Source organism: Zoogloea sp. (assembly GCF_017302315.1).
Classification (GTDB): domain Bacteria; phylum Pseudomonadota; class Gammaproteobacteria; order Burkholderiales; family Rhodocyclaceae; genus Zoogloea.
This window is the reverse complement of sequence record NZ_JAFLDT010000034.1, coordinates 24631-40657: the sequence shown is the minus strand read 5'-3', so window position 1 is coordinate 40657 and position 16027 is coordinate 24631. Positions and strand designations below refer to the sequence as shown.

The following is a 16027-nucleotide window of genomic DNA, read 5'->3' as shown; positions in this document are numbered from 1 at the left end:
CCGTTCTTCCCTGGTGCGCCGCTGCGTTTCCAAGTCCAGCAAGCGCCTCTTCAAGTCCGCCGGCCGACCCCGTGGCGCCTTCTCCGCGCTCCCCGCTGCGTACCGATGCGGCCCCTCCCCGGGAGGCGCCGCCGCGCCAGCGCCCCACGGGGGTGGAGGAGGAGGCCCGCATCCGCGCCCTCGAATCCGCCAACTCCCAGATGGCCAACGAGCTGGCGGCCATTCGCGGGATGATCGAGCGTCAGCTCGCCGGCTTTGCCTGGGGCGAGATGGGGCGCAGTGCCCCCGGACGTACCCGCCTCATCGGTGATCTGCTGGAGGCGGGCTTCTCCGCCGTGCTGGCGAGGGAGCTGGCCGAAAGCGTCCCCGAGGACGAAGCCCCGGAAGATGCCCACCGCCTGCTTCACGATGCACTGGATCGGCGTTTCCGTGCCATGGCAAGCGACGCAGACATCATTGACCGCGGGGGGGTGTTCGCCCTGGTTGGTCCGACCGGCGTCGGAAAGACCACGACTACCGCCAAGTTGGCGGCGCGCTGCGTCGTGCGCCATGGCGCCGACAAGCTGGCCCTCATCACGACGGATGGATACCGGATTGGCGCCCACGAGCAATTGCGCATTTACGGGCGTATTCTCGGCGTGCCCGTGTTCGTCGTGCGTGATGCCACCGATCTGCGTGAAACGCTGGCCAGTTTGCGCGACAAGCACATGGTGCTGATCGACACCATGGGCATGAGCCAGCGCGACAAGATGGTGACCGAGCAGGCCGCCATGCTCACTGGCGCCGGCAAGGTTTCCCGCCTGCTGCTGCTCAATGCGACCAGCCGTGGCGACACCCTCGACGATGTGGTGCGGGCGTACGCGGGTGATGATCTGGCCGGTGTCATCCTGACCAAGATGGACGAAGCCATGTCCATGGCGCCGGTTCTGGACGTGGCCATTCGTCACCATGTCGAGGTGTTTTATGTGGCTAACGGCCAGCGCGTTCCGGAGGATCTTCACCTGCCCAACCGCGACACCTTGCTGTCCCAAGCACTCCAGGAACTGCCCGCTGCATCGCCCTTTCGTCTCGAGGCCCTCGAGGCCGGCTTGCTGATGGCGTCCGCAACCAAGCCGTCCACGTCATCCCTTCGCGGGGGGCTCTGAAATGTTGCACGCTTCCGACCAAGCCGCCGGCCTGCGCCGTTTGTTCCGTCGCACGCCCTCCGCTGTCGTCGCCTTGTTCGCCTCAGGTCGCGCCCCTCGAGCACTGGCACTGCAGACGCTGGTGGCGCTGACTGAAGGTGCGCGCAGGGTGGTGGTCATCGATGAGCATGCGCCCGATGAAGGCTCCCTGCTGAGCGCCTTTGGCTTCCCGGAGGGGGGCGACCTGCTTGGTGCCCTGCAAGGCCAACAGGATGTCACCGAGAACATGCGAGAGGTGGCTGACGGCCTGTGGGTCGTCCCTGCGGCAGCCACCGTCCATGCCGTTTCCCTGCTGGATGAGGCCCATCATGCCCGCCTCGAAGCGGGAATCACCGAGCTTCAGCGGCGTGCCGACCTTTTGGCCATTCACTCCGTGGGTGATGCCCGGTCGCTGACGCCCTTTGCCCGTGCCGCCGGAAGGCGTTTGCTGGTCGTCGAGGCGAGCGGCGTGGGTGCGCGCGGGGCCTGTCAGTGGATAAAGGGGCTGGCGGTTGCAGGGGCGGGCTCCCTCGAGGTGGCGGTTAGCGGGGCGCGAGATCGGGCCGATGCCACCGCCCTCTTTGCCAGCCTCAGCGATTTCACGTCCCGCCACGTGGGGCTGCCTCTTGTGTGGCGGGGCGAGGTGGAGCGCGACGGTCTGGCCGAGTCCATGGCCACGCCCCTGGGTGAGCGTCACCCGGCCGAAGGGGCCAGCGCCTTCATCCGTCGCTTGCGTGCCTGGTCGGTCCAGGCAAGTGTGGCCGGCTGAGGCCTGGATTGTGATTTTTTGTTTCCTTGGTAACGTAGAAGCCTATCGGTGCCGATGAAACGCATGAGACCTCGCGTATCGCCCGGACAACCAGATCAGAAAGCTGAGTAAAGATGTACACCGCATCCGGTACCCTCGACAAGGAACAGCTCGTCGTCCAGTACGCGCCTCTGGTCAAGCGCATTGCCTATCATCTGATGGCCAAGCTGCCAGCCAGCGTGCAGGTCGAAGACATCATCCAGAATGGCATGCTCGGCCTGCTCGATGCCATCAACCGATACGAGGAAGGGCTGGGCGCTCAGTTCGAGACCTACGCCGTGCAACGTATTCGCGGTGCCATGCTGGATGGCCTGCGTGAGAATGACTGGCTGCCTCGCAGCCTGCGCCGCGACATGCGGCGCATTGAGGCTGCTGTTCACCAGCTTGAACAGCAGAATGGCCGTCATCCCACTGAAAAGGAATTGGCCGAGTCCCTGGGCCTGCCGCTTTCCGACTATCAGCACATGCTGCAGGAGGCGCGGGGCTACCAACTGGTTTATTTCGAGGATTTCTCCGGCGAGGGTGAGGATGACTACCTGGAGCGTCATATCACCCTTGAGGGCAATGATCCGCTTACTCTCCTTCTTGAAGGCAACATGCGTGATGTCCTGATCAAGGCCATCGACGATCTGCCCGACCGGGAGAAGACCGTGATGGGGCTCTACTACGAGCAGGATATGAACCTGCGTGAGATCGGTGAGGTTCTGGGCGTGTCCGAGTCGCGGGTGTGCCAGTTACACAGCCAGGCCATCGCCCGCCTGCGCTCGCGTATCTCAGGTGCCATTCAGAACGCGCCCAAGACCAAGGGCGAAGGCCGGGGCCGCGGACGCCGGGCGGCTGCCACCTGAGTTTCCGGGCGGACATTTCCATGGACAGCATCAGCCTCATTGGCATCACCCTGGCCCTCGCCGCCATTCTTGTCGGCCAGGTGTTGGAGGGGGGCCATGTGGGGTCTCTCATCCAACCCACGGCTTTCCTCATTGTCATCGGGGGTACCCTGGGGGCGGTGATGTTGCAAAGTTCCCTTGCGGTCTTCCGCAGCGGTATGCAGATGGTACGGTGGGTCTTCATTCCCCCAAGGCTCGACCACGCCATCCTCATCGAGCAGGTCGTGAACTGGAGCCACGTGGCCCGCAAGGAAGGCTTACTGTCACTGGAGAGCCAGATCCCGGCCATTGACGATCCCTTCATCCGGAAGGGCCTGCAGTTGCTGGTCGATGGCGTGGAGCCGGAGCGCCTGCGTGAAGTCCTGGAGGTCGAGATCGACAGTTGGGAGGGGCAGTTGAAGCAGGGCGCCAAGATCTGGGAGGCTGCAGGCGGCTATGCCCCGACGATCGGTATCCTGGGGGCGGTGATGGGGCTGATCCACGTGATGGAGAACCTCTCCGACCCCTCCAAGCTGGGCTCCGGGATTGCCGTTGCTTTTGTGGCCACCATCTACGGGGTGGGGTCCGCCAACCTCATCTTTCTGCCGGTAGCCAAGAAGCTGCTCGGGGTTGTCGGCACCCTCGTGTCCTTGCGGGAAATGGTGGTGGATGGTCTCGTCGGTATTGCCAATGGCGACAACCCGCGGATCATCGAAAGCCGCTTGAAGGGTTACGGGGGTTGAGGTATGGCACGTCGCCGCAAGGGGGAGGACGAGCACGAGAATCATGAGCGCTGGCTTGTTTCCTATGCTGACTTCATCACGCTGCTGTTCGCCTTCTTCGTGGTGATGTACTCGCTGTCGTCCCTCAATGAAGGCAAGTACCGGATCATGTCCGATTCAGTGGTGAGTGCCTTTCGTAATATCGCCAGCAATAGCGACAGTCCGCGGATCATTTCCAGCCCGATTCCGTCGATTCGGCCCCAGGCCTCCCCGCCGCCTTCCAGTTCATCGGAAGCCGAAGAGGCCCGGAAGTCCAGGGCAGAGCGGGTCAAGAACATGGCCGAGGAGATCCGCAAGGTGCTTGCGCCGCTTGTGGCCGACGGGCAGGTGCGGGTGACGGAGGGCGCTTTTGGCATCACGGTCGAGATCAATGCCAGTGTGCTCTTCGCGCCCGGCGAGGCTCAGCTCGGCGCGGATGCGGTACGCGCCCTGCGGGCCGTGGCCGAGGTTGTGGCGGGTGCCGAGTTCCCGATCACCGTGGAGGGGCATACCGACATCACGCCCATTGCCACGGCCATGTTCCCGTCCAACTGGGAGCTCTCTGCCGTCCGTGCCTCAAGCGTTGTGCGATTGTTTGTGGATGGCGGGGTGAGGCCTTCGCGCCTGACGGCAGCAGGCTATGGCGACCAACGGCCGGTGGCCGACAACACAACGCCGGATGGTCGGGCGCGCAATCGGCGGGTCACCATTCTCATCGAGTCCCGCGTTGTCGAAGCCGAAGTCAGTAAGCCGGTGAAGGCGTCCGGCATTACCGATTCCATTCTGCCGCCAGATGCGGCGACACCTCTTCCGCAGGCACCCGCTGCCGGGCGCTGACGGAAACGCTGCCCGCTGAGGGCGCCCGGGCGGTATGTCGGATGAGGCGCTTAGACGGACCCGAGGTGCCGGCTTGAGGCCGTGGGGCGCGACTGCCCGTCAGGCCCGTAGATCTGGGGGTGTTCTGCGGCGGCAAGGAGCGTGCTGAGAGCCTGCTGATTGTTCTGCAGGCGTTCAGTGATCAGTTGCCCGTTGATCCGGTTCCGCTCCTTGGCGTCAGCGGCCAGGGTGACAACAACATCCCAAGCCGCCAGCGCGTCCGGTGAGTCTGCGAGGACAATCCGGATATTTTCCTTGCTTACTTTTGCCCCAAGTCGGGCGAACATCACCGTGCGGTCATCTGAAAGACGTTGTAGCGAACGGTATAGCTTGGTTTTCTCTTCCGCCAACGCGGTCAGGGCATCGATCTGGCCTTCCACAAGCAGCGCTTCCTCCCGTTGCAGCAGGGAAATGAAAGCCTTCAAGCCGGCCTGTTCGTCATGGATCAGGCGAGCAAGACGCTGGGTGAGGCCCGGATCAACGGACACGTCAGGCGGGCCCCGTTTGCGCGCGAAGCATCTGGCGGACACTCTCGATCAGGCCATCAGCAACCTTATCGGTGTCGACCTTGAAACGACCTTCGGTGATGGCCTGTTTGATCTCGTCCACCTTTGCACTATCCACTACCGGGGTGTTGGCGATCGTTTCCTCCATCTGCTGCAGTCGGGCAGACAGGGAGGACAGTTCAACCTTCTCACCACTGCCGCTGGCCGACTCGGCCTTTGGCGACTCTTTGGCAGAGCGGGTCCGGCCGTCGTTGGGCGGGAGGCCTGCTGCTGACTTGACGGAGTTATCAATTTTCATGGCATTGCCCTTTCTTCCATATGTCGATGGGGTCAACGACCGACGAAAGCGAAACTTTAACCGATTCGGGCAAATGCGGGAGTCCCATCCTCAGGGCAGGGTGACCTCCACGATGCCGCCGTTGCGGGCTGTGCCGCGGATGACCTGCCCATTGGCCAGGCGCACTTGTGCCCCCTGGCCGTCGGTGGCGTTGTTGAGGGCCACACCATCATTGGCCACCTGGAAGCCGGCGCCGCGGGAGACCACTTTAACGGGTTGCCCCTGAAGGATGGCGGGTGGCTGGCGCAGGTGACTGGCCGCCAGGGGGCGGCCGCCGGCAAGGCTGATGCGCGCTGCGTGCCCGACCGCCTGACTGGGATCGGTGAGGACATCGGCGACCTGGGCGGTGAGCTCCCCGGCCTCCCGGCGGACATCTGCCGGGCCCAGCACCTGGCCCGCGGAGATCGGCCCTGCGCTGACGAGATAGAGCCCCCTGACCTTCACCTCTGCCGGAACATAGGCCGTCCACGTCGTCGGTGCCAGGCAGCGAACGCCCACCGAAACCCGCCCCCAGGCCCGTGTGCCGGCGGGAAGGAAGGCCTCGAGCTGCGCGCAGGGGGGCAGTCCGTTGTCGCCATTGAATTCGCCGACCTGAACGCGGACTTCGCCCGGCAGGCTGCGGCTTTGCAGATCCAGAAAACGGCCGACCTCGGCCCGCACCGGCCCGGGATCCTGGCGCGCTTGGAGGGGCGTGGCTGACAGCAGCAAGAGTGCAGCGCAGAGGAGGGCGGGAAGATGAGGCATGGGGCTTGGTGCAGGGATATGCCGCCATTCAAGCACGTCGGCGCGTTTTGCGCCGTCGGAAACAGACGGCCTTTCCCGGGTCATTTCGAGTTGTCACCCCGCCACGGCAAGCTTCCGGCAAATCTTGCCGGAAGCTTGCCGTGGCGGCAGGGAGGGTTCGGGGGAGAGCGTGCAAATTGGCGCATGAATTGCCGCCTGTTCGGCCCTTTCCGGGGTGGGGCGGGCCTCTAGCATGGCTGGCATGGAAGGTGCAATGAAGTGCATGCCCACCACAGCGTGCGCGTCAGGCAGGAATGACGGCACAAGTGGAAATGAACTTTAGAGGTGAACCCAATGAGCAGCCGACTTGACGAAGCGATGCGTTTCCACCAGACCGCCCTCAATACCCGAGCCTATCGCCAGCAGGTCATCGCATCCAATATCGCCAACGCCGATACGCCCAACTTCAAGGCGCGGGATGTGGATTTCCGCGAAGCCCTGAAGGGGGCGCTGGCGGGCAAGAGCGGGAACCTTGCCCTCAGCGCCACCTCCGCCCGTCATCTGGCGGCTTCCGGAGCCAACCCTCTGGAGGCGAACCTGAAGTTCCGCAACGACCAGCAGGGGGCCGTCGATGGCAATACGGTCAACATGGACGTGGAGCGCAGCGCCTTTGCCGAGAACGCCATCCAGTACCAGGCCAGCGTCACCTTCATCAATGGCCTGATCACCGGCATGCAACGCGCCATCCAGGGTCAGTAAGGAGCAGTTCATGAGCATGATGAATGTCTTTCAGGTGGCCGGCAGTGCGCTTCACGCCCAATCCACCCGGCTCAATGCCACCGCCAGCAACCTGGCCAATGCCGACAGCGTCACCTCCAGCAACGGTCAGCCCTACAAGGCCAAGCAGGTGGTGTTTGCTGCCACGCCGATGGGCGCGCCGGCGGCCCAGGGGGTGCGCGTCAAGCAGGTGGTCGAAAGCGCTGCGCCGATGCGCATGGTTTACGACCCGAAGAGCCCTGCCGCAAATGGCGAAGGCTACGTGACCATGCCCAACGTCAACGTGGTGGAGGAGATGACCAACATGATCTCCGCCTCCCGGGCCTATCAGACCAATGCCGAAGTGATGGGGACCGCCAAGACCCTAATGGAACGAACCCTGGCCATCGGCCAGTAAGCACCGGACAACGATCATGAGCACAGTTAACTCAACCACCTCCTCCGACGTCATCGCGGCCCTCCAGAAGTCCTCGACCTCGACCACCTCGAAGACCGACGAAGCCCAGACCCGTTTTCTCAAGCTGCTCACCGAGCAATTGAAAAACCAGGATCCCCTCAACCCCATGGATAACGCCCAGATGACCTCCCAGCTGGCCCAGATCAGCACTGTGGATGGCATCGACAAGTTGAACAAGACGCTGACCTCTCTTCTGGAAGGCAGCCAGTCCAGCGAGGCCTTGCAGGCCGCAGCTTTGGTGGGCAAGGGCGTGATGGTCGAAGGCACCAACCTGACCCTCTCCGGCAGCAAGGCCTACGGCGGTTTCGAACTGGCTACGGCCGCCGACAAGGTGACCGTAACCATCAAGGACTCCAAGGGCCTGGAGGTGCGCAAGATGGAGTTGGGCTCCTCCGACGCCGGCGTCTTCAACTTTGCCTGGGACGGCAAGTCCACCAATGGCACCCAGGCGGTGGATGGCAAGTACACCATCAGCGTCAGTGCCACCCGGGGCAGCGAGACCGTCAAGACGACGGCCCTGGCGCTGTCCACCGTCAATAGCGTGCTGCGCACCAGCAGCGGCAACGTATCCCTCGATGTGGGCTCCGGAAATCTCGTGAGCCTGTCCGACATCAAGCAGATTCTGTAAGCGGAGGCAAAAATGGCATTCCAGCAAGGTTTGAGCGGTCTTTCCATCGCTTCCAAGGCCCTCGACGCCATCAGCAACAACGTGTCCAACTCGGGCACCGTCGGCTTCAAGCAGTCCACGGCCCAGTTTTCCGACGTGTTCGCTGCATCCCTGGCGGGCGGCGGTACCCAGGTGGGTATCGGCGCGTCCATCGACAAGGTGTCCCAGCAGTTCAACCAGGGCAACATCTCCACCACCAGCAACGCGCTGGACCTGGCCATCAACGGGCAGGGTTTCTTCCGCATGAGCGATGCCGGAACGATCACCTACAGCCGCAACGGCCAGTTCCAGACCGACAAGAACGGTTACATCGTCAATGCCGCGGGCTTGCGCCTGACGGGCAAGCTGGCCGATTCGAATGGTGTGCTGACGGGCACCAGTGGTGACATCAAGCTCAACTTCAGCGATGCCAAGCCGGCTGCCACCACCAGTGCCGGCTATAACGTCAATCTCGACTCCCGCTCGGCCACCCCGTCGGCCATGGCGAAGGCCGCCGTGTTCGGAACGGCCGCGCCTTCCCTCACGGTTGCGGCCTCACCGGCGAACGCCCTGTCCATCGTGGTTGACGGCTCGACTACGCCGGTCACGATCAGTATCGCCGCCGGCACCTATGCGGACGTAGGTTCCCTTGTCACCGCCATCCAGACCGCCGTCGATCAGACCTCGCTGAAGGACCGGGTCAAGGTTGCCAGTGACAGCACCGGCGTCATCAATTTCTCGTCGATGCGGAGTGGGCGTCTGTCTGACATCACTGTCACCGGCACCGCTGCGGCCGCCCTGAATGTGCCCGGCACTGCCGCCACCGCAACGAACTCCGCCTTCAGCACTTCGGATCCCACCAGTTACACCAGCACCACGTCCCAGACGGTATACGACTCCCTGGGCAACGCGCACACCCAGTCGATGTACTTTGTGAAGACCGCCCAGTCGAATATCTGGGACGTCTACACCAGTCTTGATGGCGGCTTTCCGCCCGAGATCGACCCGGTGACCGGCACCCACACGCCGAAGACCATCAGCTTTGACGCCAACGGCGTGCTGCAGACGCCCACCTCCTTCAGTTCCTCCTACACCGTGTCCACGGGTTCGGTGACCCCCCTGGCCTTCACCGTCGAGCTTGAGGGCACCACCCAGTTCGGCAACAGCTACGGGGTCAACCAGCTGACCCAGGATGGCTACACGACGGGCAAGCTGTCCGGTCTCACCGTCGATGCCGACGGCACCATCCAGGGCAACTTCAGCAATGGTCAGTCGCGGGTGATGGGGCAGGTGTGGCTGGCGTCCTTCCAGAACCCCAATGGTCTTCAGTCCCTTGGCGGCAACCAGTGGGCGGTCACCAATGCCTCCGGCCCCGAGCAGCCCAATGCCCCGGGCACCGGCAGCCTGGGCGTGCTGCAGTCTGCCGCAGTCGAAGACTCCAACGTGGACCTCACCTCCGAGCTGGTGAACATGATCACCCAGCAGCGTGCCTACCAGGCCAACGCCCAGTCCATCAAGACCCAGGACCAGATCCTGCAAACCCTGGTCAACCTGCGTTGATCGTGAAGAAAGCCTGAGCCATGGACCGCCTTATCTACACCGCAATGACCGGCGCCGCCGCCACCATGGGGCAGGAGGCAGCCGTGGCCCACAACCTGGCAAACGCCACCAGCACCGGCTTCAAGGCCGAGTTGCATCGCCTGCGTGCCGTGCCCATCCAGAACACCCAGCTACCTACCCGGGCCTTCGTGGTGGACGCCAGCGTGGCCGACGACTTCACCCCCGGCCCGCTGCAGCACACCAATCGTTCCACGGATGTGGCGGTGCAGGGCAAGGGCTGGCTGGCGGTGCAATTGCCCGACGGCACCGAGGCCTACACCCGCAATGGCAGCCTGGAGGTGAGCGCCAATGGCATCCTGCAGACCCGCAGTGGTCTGCCGGTGATCGGCGGCGGCGGCCCGATCACCGTGCCGCCGGACGTGGAAGTGGTGGTCGGGGCCGATGGCACGGTTTCGGCGGTTCCCCGGACCGGCGCGCGCAACAACACCACCACGGTCGGGCAGCTCAAGCTGGTCAATCCGCCCGAGCAGGATCTGCGCCGCGGCGGCGACGGCTACTTTCGCCTTGCCGACGGCAACCCGGCGCCGGCAGATCCTGCCGTGCGGGTGGCGTCCGGCTACCTGGAAGGCAGCAACGTCAACGTGGTCGAGCAGATGGTCACCATGATCTCCCTGGCTCGGCACTACGAAACCCAGACCAAGCTGCTGTCCGTCGCTCAGGAAATGGACCGTTCCGCCGCCCAGCTGGTTGCCAAGAGCTGATCCACGGGCTCGCTGAGCGCCCGCACCACAAATTGGCGGGGCTTTCCCCCCTTGCTCCGCCCCTGGAACGCCTCTTGCTGTAGCTAGTATCGAATCTGTCGCATCTCCTGCCGCCTTCGGGTGGCCAGCCCCTGACACACTGGAGCCCCCCATGATCCGCTCCCTCTGGATTGCCCGCACCGGCCTCGACGCCCAGCAGACCCAGCTTGACGTCATCTCCAACAACCTCGCCAACGTCTCGACCAACGGCTTCAAGCGCGCGCGGGCGGTGTTCGAGGATCTGCTCTACCAGAACCTGCGGCAGCCGGGCGCCCAGTCCACCCAGCAGACGACAATCCCCTCGGGCCTGCAGATCGGTACCGGCGTGCGTCCCATCGCCACCGAGCGCATCCATACCCAGGGCAACCTCACCCAGACCGGCAACGCCCTCGATGTGGCCATCCAGGGGGAAGGCTTTTTCCAGATACTGCTCCCCGACGGCTCCACCGCCTACACCCGCGACGGCGCCTTCCAGAAGGATGCCAATGGCCAGGTGGTCACCTCCAGTGGCTACGCCCTGCAGCCGGCCATCACCATTCCCGCCAACGCCCTGTCCCTGACCATCGGCAAGGACGGCGTGGTGTCGGTGACCCTGCCCAACCAGGCTGCCCCGGCCCAGATCGGCAACATCCAGATCGTCGGCTTTGTCAATCCCGGCGGCCTGCAGAGCGTGGGGGAAAACCTCTACCTGGAAACCGCCGCCAGCGGTGCGCCCAATCCCAACACCCCAGGCACCAACGGCGTCGGTGTGCTCAATCAGACCTACGTGGAAACCTCCAACGTCAATGTCGCCGAAGAGCTGGTGCTGATGATCCAGACCCAGCGCGCCTACGAGCTCAACTCCCGCGCCGTGTCCACCTCGGACAACATGCTCGGCAAGCTCACCTCCCTGTAAGCGCCCGCCGGGCGGAGAACGACCATGCAAGCGTTCCGTATCCTGTCCCCCTTGCTGCTGGCCACCTTGGCCGGCTGCTCGGCCCTTCAGACCACCCCGCCGACGGCGGTGCACCAGCCCCTGAGCATCCGCCCCGAGCCACGTACCGCCCAGGCGGCCCAGCCCGGATCCATCTTTCAGCCGAGTTTTTCGCGGCCGCTGTTCGAAGACCGGCGTGCCCGTTTCGTGGGCGACGTAATCACCATCAATCTGGTGGAGCAGACCCAGGCCAGCAAGTCCTCGTCGGCCAACGCCGAGCGCAATGCCACCCTCAGCGCCTCCATTTCGGCCCTGGCCAAGGTGCCCCTGGCCGGCCTGGCCGGGCTCGGCGCTACGGCCTCGGACGCCAGCAAGTTCGAGGGCAAGGGCGACGCTGCGGCCAACAACGATTTCCGTGGCACCATCACCACCACCGTGATCGAGGTGCTGCCCAACGGCAACCTGCTGGTCTCCGGTGAGAAGCAGGTGGCCATCAACCAGGGCAACGAATTCATCCGCTTCTCCGGGGTGGTCAATCCGGTCTATGTCACCGGCAGCAACACGGTCCAGTCCACCCAAGTGGCGGACGCCCGGGTCGAGTACAAGGCCAACGGCTACATCGACGAAACCCAGCGCATGGGCTGGATGCAGCGTTTCTTCACCACTGTGCTGCCGTTCTGAGGAGGCCCGTCATGACCCGGATCTCCCGCCTCTGCCTGGCCCTGATGACTTGCATCGGCCTGCTGGTCAGCACCCCGGCCAGCGCCGAACGCCTGAAGGATCTCGCCTCCATCGGCGGCGTGCGTCAGAACCAGCTCATCGGCTACGGCCTTGTGGTCGGCCTCGACGGCTCGGGCGACCAGACCACCCAGACCCCCTTCACCGTCCAGAGCATCATCAACATGCTCGGCAACCTGGGCATCACCCTGCCGCCCGGCCAGTCCCTGCAGTTGCGCAACGTGGCGGCCGTCATGGTCACCGCCAGCCTGCCGCCCTTTGCCCGGCCGGGTCAGCAGATCGACGTCACCGTGTCGTCCATGGGCAATGCCCGCTCCCTCAAGGGCGGCACCCTGGTCATGACGCCGTTGAAAGGGGCGGACGGGCAGATCTACGCCATGGCCCAGGGCAACCTGGCGGTCAGCGGCGCCGGTGGCGCAGCGGGCGGCACCAAGGTCACCGTCAACCACCTGTCGGCCGGGCGCATCCCCGGTGGTGCCACCGTCGAGCGGGCCGTGCCCAGCCCGGTGGGGCAGGGCGGCTCGGTCTTCGTCGAGCTCAACGACGCCGACTTCGGCACTGCGCAGAACGTGGTCGACGCCATCAACCGTGTCGCGCCGGGCAGCGCCCAGGCCGTGGATGGCCGGCAGATCCAGGTCCGCGCGCCGGATGATCCCAACCAGCGGGTGGCCTTCCTGGGCCGGCTCGAGAACCTGGATGTGACGCCGGCCATGCAGGCCGCCAAGGTCATCGTCAACTCCCGTACCGGCTCGGTGGTGATGAACCAGAAGGTAGCCCTGCAGAACTGTGCCGTGGCCCACGGCAGCCTCACCGTCACGGTCAGCAATGACCCGCAGGTCAGCCAGCCTGGTCCGCTGTCTGGCGGTCAGACGGTGGTCACCAACAAGGGGTCGGTGGATGTCAAGCAGGAGGGGGGCACCCTCTTCAACATCAAGGGCGGCACCAACCTGGCTGACGTGGTCAAGGCTCTCAATGCCGTGGGCGCCAATCCCCTCGAACTGATTTCCATCCTGCAGGCCATGAAGGCCAGCGGCGCGCTGCGTGCCGAACTGGAGGTGATCTGACATGGCTTCCCACGATTTCAGCCAGATCAATTCCCTCGACCCCAATACCCTGTCGGGTCTACGCCGCCTGTCCAAGGAGAACTCTCCCGAGGCCACCCGCGAGGCGGCCAAGCAGTTCGAGGCGCTGTTCCTGCAGCAGGTTCTCAAGGCCATGCGTGATGCCAGCCCCAAAAACAGCATGTTCGACAGCGAGGAGTCGCGCATGTATCAGTCGATGCTTGATCAACAGATGTCCCTGCAACTGGCCACCCGTGGTGGTGGTGTGGGCCTGGCCAGGGTGATCGAGCGGCAGCTCTCGGTGACCCGTGAGACCGTGACACCGCCCGAAGGGGGCGTTCCCCTGACGGTGTCGATCGGTCGTGGCTTCGATACCGCCGCGTCGCCGACCTCAACGGCAGCTTCTGCTAGCGGGCCGGCAGTATCGACGGCAAAAACTGCCGCAGTGCTGCCGGCTTTCGCCCCCACAAGCGTCGCACCGGCAAACCTGCCCAACATGCCGGCGGGTGCCGGCCCCCGCGCTTTCGTCGACAAAGTGTGGCCCCAGGCGGTCGAGGCCAGCCGCGTTACCGGTATCCCGGCCCGTTTCCTGGTGGCCCAGGCGGCCCTCGAAACCGGCTGGGGCAAGCACGAGCTGAAGAATACCGACGGCAGCCCCAGCCATAACCTCTTTAACATCAAGGCTGGTCGGCGCTGGTCGGGCGAGACCGTGAACACCACGACCACCGAGTACAGCAATGGCGTTGCAGGCCGCGAGCATGCGCGATTTCGGGCCTATGGCTCGTATGCCGAGTCCTTTCAGGACTATGCCCGCCTGATCCGTGACAACCCGCGCTATGCCGGCGTGGCGGGGCAGGTTGACGCGGTGGCCTTTGCCCGCGGCCTGCAGTCGGCAGGCTACGCCACCGATCCCCTGTATGCCGACAAGCTCGCCCGCATCATCAACGGCAACACCCTGCGCACGGCCCTTGCGGCCAGCGCCACCCGCAACGCCTGAGGAAATTCTCGCCAGTCTGACGAGCTGGCAAAGTTCTTGCACTGCTGTACCCGGATACCCCCGAACCAAGGAAGCGGATCATGGGCAGCAGCCTCTTCAGCATCGGTCTCACCGGCCTCAACGCCGCCCAGGCGGGCCTGGTGGTGACCAGCCACAACATCTCCAACGCCGGCACCACGGGCTACAGCCGTCAGAGTACCGTGCAGAGCACCAACCCGGCCCTGTTCACCGGTGCAGGCTTCTTCGGGGAGGGGACCAAGGTCGATACCGTCAAGCGCGCCTATGACAGTTTTCTGACCACCCAGGTGCTGTCCGCCGAGACCAAGTTCAACGAGTACGACACCTACAGCACCGAGATCAGCCAGATTGACAACCTGCTGGCCGATGCCAGCGTGGGTCTGACGCCGGCGGTCGCCTCGTTTTTCGAGGGCGTGCAGGAGATGGCGGCCAACCCTTCGAGCATCCCTGCCCGGCAATCCATGATCTCCACCGCCCAGAGCCTGGTGGCGCGTTTCCAGAACCTCTCCGAGCGGCTCAATGACGTGCGTGCCGGGCTTGAGAACCAGATTAAGGATACGGTCAGCGCCATCAGCACCTATGCCGCCGAGATCGCCGAGATGAACCACAAGATCTCGGTGGCCCAGCAGGCCGGGTCGGCCCAGCCGGCCAATGATCTCCTGGATACCCGCGATCGCCTTGTCAAGGAGCTCAATCAGCTCGTTCGCGTGTCCACCACGCCGGCCAGTGATGGCTCCGTGTCGGTCTTCATCGGCACGGGTCAGCCCCTGGTGGTCGGTACCAATGCCACCAAACTCTTGGCCCAGGCCTCACCGTCCGACCCGGCTCGTTTTGACGTCAACATCATCACCCAGAGCGGCGGTGCCATCACTATCCCGGAGAGTCTGCTGGGCGGAGGCAAGCTGGGCGGCCTGCTGAGCATGCGCTCCGGCTCCCTGGACGCCACCCAGAACCAGCTTGGCCTGATCGCGGTGGGCCTCAGTACGGCCTTCAATGCCCAGCATGTGCTCGGTCAGGATCTCAACGGCAACCTTGGCACCCACTTCTTCACTGAGCCGGCTGTGGCCGTGCAGCGCTTCGCCTCCGCCTCCACAGCCAGCCCGGACGTGCAGTTCGACGATATCTCCAAGCTCAGCGGGGACGACTACAAGCTGACCTTCACCAATACCACCGGCGGCTACTCCCTGACCCGTGTCTCCGATGGTGCCTCCGTGACCGCTGCGGGTATCGGCCTGACCATCACCCCCGCGGCCACGTCCAAAGTAGGTGACTCCTTCCTGATCCTCCCGACCCGCTATGCCGCCGCGAACATCGGGGTGTCGATCACCGATACCCGCATGCTCGCCGCCGCTGTGCCGTTGGCCAGCAAGGCCACGACCGGCAATCTGGGCACTGGCAGCATCAGTGCTCCGGTGATATCGAGCACTACCGATCTGGCGAGTTTCGGCACTGCCGCTGCGCCGCTCAAACTGACCTACTCGGGGGGCAACCTGAGCGGTTTTCCCGCCACCCTGCCGGTCACCTACACGCCGCTCAACGGCAGCCCGGTGACACTCGCTGCACCGGTGGCCTCCATTCCCTACACCAGCGGTATGAGCATCAGCTTGGGTGGCGCCCAGTTCACGCTCACCGGGGCCATCCAGGACAACGATACTTTCAGCGTCGGCCCAAATACGGGCGGCGTTTCCGACAGCCGCAACGCCGTGTTGCTGGGCAACCTGCAGACCACCAAGACCCTACTGTCCGCCAACGGCCAGCCCTCCGCTACCTTCCAGTCCGTCTACTCCCAGCTGGTCAGCTCGATCGGTAACAAGGCGCGCGAAGTGGAAGTGAACCGTGATGCCCAGGAAAGTCTGGTTCAGCAGGCCACCAAGGCGCAGCAATCGGTGGCCGGCGTCAATCTCGATGAAGAAGCGGCCAATCTGATCCGTTATCAACAGGCATACCAGGCGTCGGGCAAGGTCATGAGCATCGCCTCCAAGCTCTTTGACGAAGTCCTGGCCCTTGGCCGCTAACACGG

General features: G+C 64.3%; 18 protein-coding genes. 15 read left to right on the top strand and 3 right to left on the bottom strand.

The annotated features are described in order from the left end of the window. From flhF to motD, 5 genes are all read left to right on the top strand, one after another. On the top strand, positions 1-1145 hold a 1145-nt coding region (gene flhF, locus J0L98_RS11785; RefSeq protein WP_296411985.1), incomplete at its 5' end, for a flagellar biosynthesis protein FlhF. Position 1146: 1 nt separating this feature from the next. Then, positions 1147-1932 (top strand): flagellar FleN, encoded by a 786-nt coding sequence (locus J0L98_RS11780; RefSeq protein WP_296411984.1) that lies wholly within the window; start codon positions 1147-1149, stop codon positions 1930-1932. A gap of 113 nt (positions 1933-2045) precedes the next feature. Beyond that, positions 2046-2819, top strand: coding sequence for an RNA polymerase sigma factor FliA (locus J0L98_RS11775; protein WP_296408642.1), 774 nt, complete (start codon positions 2046-2048; stop codon positions 2817-2819). A 20-nt stretch (positions 2820-2839) separates the two neighbouring features. Then, the gene (locus J0L98_RS11770; protein ID WP_296411983.1) at positions 2840-3580 is read left to right on the top strand and encodes a flagellar motor protein; all 741 of its coding nucleotides are present in this window, start codon (positions 2840-2842) and stop codon (positions 3578-3580) included. Between the two features lie 3 nt (positions 3581-3583). Continuing rightward, entirely contained in the window at positions 3584-4435 is an 852-nt protein-coding gene (motD, locus tag J0L98_RS11765; RefSeq protein WP_296411982.1) for a flagellar motor protein MotD, read from the top strand. Positions 4436-4485: 50 nt separating this feature from the next. On the opposite strand, the gene J0L98_RS11760 is transcribed toward motD, so the two are convergent. The 3 genes from J0L98_RS11760 to flgA all read right to left on the bottom strand — a co-directional run bounded on the left by J0L98_RS11760 (position 4486) and on the right by flgA (position 6061). Then, positions 4486-4962: a flagellar protein FlgN gene (locus J0L98_RS11760; RefSeq protein ID WP_296411981.1), complete on the bottom strand. Its 477-nt coding sequence runs from the start codon at positions 4960-4962 to the stop codon at positions 4486-4488. 1 nt (position 4963) lies between these two features. After that, complete coding sequence (gene flgM / locus J0L98_RS11755) at positions 4964-5278, bottom strand: flagellar biosynthesis anti-sigma factor FlgM (RefSeq protein WP_296411980.1); 315 nt, start codon at positions 5276-5278, stop codon at positions 4964-4966. 90 nt (positions 5279-5368) lie between these two features. Next, positions 5369-6061, bottom strand: a complete 693-nt coding sequence (gene flgA / locus J0L98_RS11750; protein WP_296411979.1) for a flagellar basal body P-ring formation chaperone FlgA — start codon at positions 6059-6061, stop codon at positions 5369-5371. Between the two features lie 333 nt (positions 6062-6394). Here flgA and flgB point away from each other — a divergent pair, with 333 nt between their 5' ends. The 10 genes from flgB (at position 6395) to flgK (ending at position 16022) form a co-directional block, all read left to right on the top strand. Then, positions 6395-6799: a flagellar basal body rod protein FlgB gene (gene flgB / locus J0L98_RS11745; protein WP_296411978.1), complete on the top strand. Its 405-nt coding sequence runs from the start codon at positions 6395-6397 to the stop codon at positions 6797-6799. A gap of 10 nt (positions 6800-6809) precedes the next feature. Beyond that, positions 6810-7214 carry a flagellar basal body rod protein FlgC gene (gene flgC, locus J0L98_RS11740; protein WP_296411977.1) on the top strand — a complete coding sequence of 135 codons (405 nt, stop codon included), beginning with the start codon at positions 6810-6812 and terminating at the stop codon, positions 7212-7214. Positions 7215-7230: 16 nt separating this feature from the next. Next, entirely contained in the window at positions 7231-7902 is a 672-nt protein-coding gene (locus J0L98_RS11735; RefSeq protein ID WP_296411976.1) for a flagellar hook assembly protein FlgD, read from the top strand. 12 nt (positions 7903-7914) lie between these two features. After that, complete coding sequence (locus tag J0L98_RS11730; protein ID WP_296411975.1) at positions 7915-9480, top strand: flagellar hook protein FlgE; 1566 nt, start codon at positions 7915-7917, stop codon at positions 9478-9480. A gap of 20 nt (positions 9481-9500) precedes the next feature. After that, positions 9501-10241 carry a flagellar basal-body rod protein FlgF gene (gene flgF / locus J0L98_RS11725; protein WP_296411974.1) on the top strand — a complete coding sequence of 247 codons (741 nt, stop codon included), beginning with the start codon at positions 9501-9503 and terminating at the stop codon, positions 10239-10241. 151 nt (positions 10242-10392) lie between these two features. After that, positions 10393-11175 carry a flagellar basal-body rod protein FlgG gene (gene flgG / locus J0L98_RS11720; RefSeq protein ID WP_296411973.1) on the top strand — a complete coding sequence of 261 codons (783 nt, stop codon included), beginning with the start codon at positions 10393-10395 and terminating at the stop codon, positions 11173-11175. A 24-nt stretch (positions 11176-11199) separates the two neighbouring features. After that, entirely contained in the window at positions 11200-11874 is a 675-nt protein-coding gene (locus J0L98_RS11715) for a flagellar basal body L-ring protein FlgH (protein ID WP_296411972.1), read from the top strand. An 11-nt stretch (positions 11875-11885) separates the two neighbouring features. Beyond that, complete coding sequence (locus J0L98_RS11710; RefSeq protein WP_296411971.1) at positions 11886-12995, top strand: flagellar basal body P-ring protein FlgI; 1110 nt, start codon at positions 11886-11888, stop codon at positions 12993-12995. Between the two features lies 1 nt (position 12996). Continuing rightward, the gene (gene flgJ / locus J0L98_RS11705; RefSeq protein WP_296411970.1) at positions 12997-13989 is read left to right on the top strand and encodes a flagellar assembly peptidoglycan hydrolase FlgJ; all 993 of its coding nucleotides are present in this window, start codon (positions 12997-12999) and stop codon (positions 13987-13989) included. A gap of 80 nt (positions 13990-14069) precedes the next feature. After that, positions 14070-16022 carry a flagellar hook-associated protein FlgK gene (gene flgK, locus J0L98_RS11700; protein ID WP_296411969.1) on the top strand — a complete coding sequence of 651 codons (1953 nt, stop codon included), beginning with the start codon at positions 14070-14072 and terminating at the stop codon, positions 16020-16022. Positions 16023-16027 lie beyond the last annotated feature (5 nt).